Annotated in this window: 2 protein-coding genes; one reads left to right on the top strand and one right to left on the bottom strand. The window is 61.5% G+C overall.

Going from position 1 to position 2,323, the window contains the following annotated elements:
• Positions 1–1,408, bottom strand: a 1,408-nt coding sequence (locus RMN73_RS10605; protein WP_309603296.1) for a TonB-dependent receptor, incomplete at its 3' end; no start/stop codon positions are given.
• A gap of 123 nt (positions 1,409–1,531) precedes the next feature.
• Here RMN73_RS10605 and RMN73_RS10600 point away from each other — a divergent pair.
• On the top strand, positions 1,532–2,170 hold the full coding sequence (locus RMN73_RS10600; RefSeq protein ID WP_309603295.1) for a TetR/AcrR family transcriptional regulator: 639 nt from the start codon (positions 1,532–1,534) through the stop codon (positions 2,168–2,170).
• Positions 2,171–2,323: the final 153 nt, after the last annotated feature.

Here is a 2,323-nt window from a genome sequence, read left to right as displayed (position 1 = left end):
GGAAATAATCCTTAGTTTCTTTGGTGAAGCGAATGCCTGCCGACAAGCGGACATCGGGCACGACTTCATAGCTGCCATTGGCATAAGCCGCGTAGCTTTTGGTCTTCAGGCGATCGTCGATGGTGCGCAGGAAACCGCTGTTGAAAAAGGCCGCGCCGAGGAAGTCATCGGCATAAGCTTCCTGGTGCGACTTCACACGCTCGTCGAGATAATAGAGTCCCGCAACGCCGCTCAGTTTTTCCCCCGCATAAGCCAGTTGGAATTCCTGGCTGGTCTGATGCTGGCGAACCCCGACGAACACATCGCCAACTTCATATTGGGTGGCGTCGATATCGATATAATCATTTGTCTTGAGGTTGCGGTAAGCCGAGATCGACTTCAAAGTCAGCGCGTCGCTGAGGTCGACCGCAAGCGTCGCCGAAGTGCCCCAATGGGTCAGCTTGGTCGAATTGGGAAAGCCCGGCGTCGTGCGGCCGCGCCAGTTGTACTTGCCGGAATTGACGGTGTCGGACACCGGCAGCGGGACACCGAGGATGGTGGTCAGATTATTGACCGGGCGGCCGACTTGGAGCGCGGCATCGTCGTGACTATAGTCGACGGCGAGGTCGAGCCGGACCTTGTCCGAGGGGGTGAAAGCGATCGCGGTACGCGCGCCGACGCTGTCCTTGTCATTATAACGCTCGGACCGGAAACTGTCCCTGACGTAGCCGTCGCGCTTGGCGCGCATCACCGCAAAGCCGACCGCCAGCGTGTCGGTCACCGGGCCCGAGGCGGCCCCCTTGAGATCGACCTGATCGTAGTTGCCGAGCGCGATCGAGCCGGTGGCACGGAAATCCTGGCCCGGCTTGCGTGAGACGAACTTGATCGCGCCGCCGATCGTGTTCTTGCCATAAAGCGTCCCCTGCGGACCGCGCAGCACTTCGATCCGCTCGAGATCGAGCAAGTCGAGCTGATTACCGCGAATGCGCGAGAAATAGACGTCGTCGACATAGACGCCGACCGCCGGGTCGAAAGTCTGAAGCGCATCGGGCTGGCCAATGCCGCGGATGAAGATGTTGGTGGCGTTGGACGAGCCACGACCCTGGACGATGTTGAGGTTGGGGACTGCGCCCTGGAGGCCGGTAGTATCGGTCGCCTGAATGCGATCGAGCGTGCGTTCGTTGAAGGCGGAGATGGAGGAGGGCACGCGCTGGACACTTTCTTCCGTCCGGCGGGCAGTGACGATGATTTCCTGTTCCAACTTGTCGGCATCGGGCGCGGTGGTTGCGGCAGGAGTCGCGGGCTCAGCGATCGGCTGGGCTTCGGCCGCCGCCTGGACTTCGGCCGCCGATTGGGCGCTGGCTGCGGTCGGCAGCAACAATATCGCCGCGCTGGCCTTCAGGCCGTGAGTCACAAACGCCTTGGTCATCATCTATCCTCCCCCTTGCCCCGACTCGCCAATGAGCGCGGTCGTGATCTATTCGCCGGCTTGTAATGAAAGTTGAACCAACTTTCAACTTGTGAGATGATGCGTCCATCGGGGGAGTGACAATTGAGCATTTCGAGGACATCGGCCGATACAGGCGCAACGCTCGCCAGCGAGGGCAAGAGGCCGCGCACAGCGCGCGGCGAGAAGACATTGCGCAAAATCCTCGACGCGGCGCTGGGCGAATTTGGTGAACGCGGGTTCGGCGACAGCTCGATCGTCGGGATCACCAGCCGAGCAAAGGTCGCGCTCGGCACATTCTACACCTATTTCGACAGCAAGGAGGCAGTGTTTGCGGCGCTGGTCGGCGACATGTCGGGGCGGGTTCGCGACCATGTCGCGCCGGTGCTCGGACAGGCACGCGACGGGCTCGATGGTGAACGGCTAGCGCTGGAGGCCTATCTCGATTTCGTCGCCGGACATAAGGAAGTGTACCGGATCATCGACGAGGCAGAATTTGTCGATCCCGCCGGTTTTCGAGCGCATTATCAAACCACCGCATCGCGCATTGCCGCGCGGCTCCAGGCGGCGGCGCAACGCGGCGAGATTGGTGAAGGCGATGCGTTTGCAACCGAAGTCCGTGCCTGGGCGCTGATGGGGATGAACGTCTTCCTGGGATTGCGCTTTGGCGTGTGGGGTAATGAGTCGCCGGCGGCAGTGGCGGCCGAGGTCAACTCCTTGCTCCGCCACGGGCTCGAGCCCTGACAAATCAGCCCTTAGCGAAACGTCGCCGAGGGCGCAGTGGCCGGATATGGGTAGGTGACGGAAAGGAAGGAGCCGCCAGCGGGGTCGGGCCAGTAGGTGATGAAGAAGCGCTCGGTCTTGCCGCAGAAGTCGGCATCCCATTCTTCATAAGCG

The sequence above is a fragment of the Sphingomonas sp. genome, from assembly GCF_031372575.1.
In the GTDB taxonomy this organism is placed as follows: Bacteria; Pseudomonadota; Alphaproteobacteria; order Sphingomonadales; family Sphingomonadaceae; genus Sphingomicrobium.
Note: the sequence above shows the minus strand (reverse complement) of the source record. Positions and strands in the feature narration are given on the sequence as shown.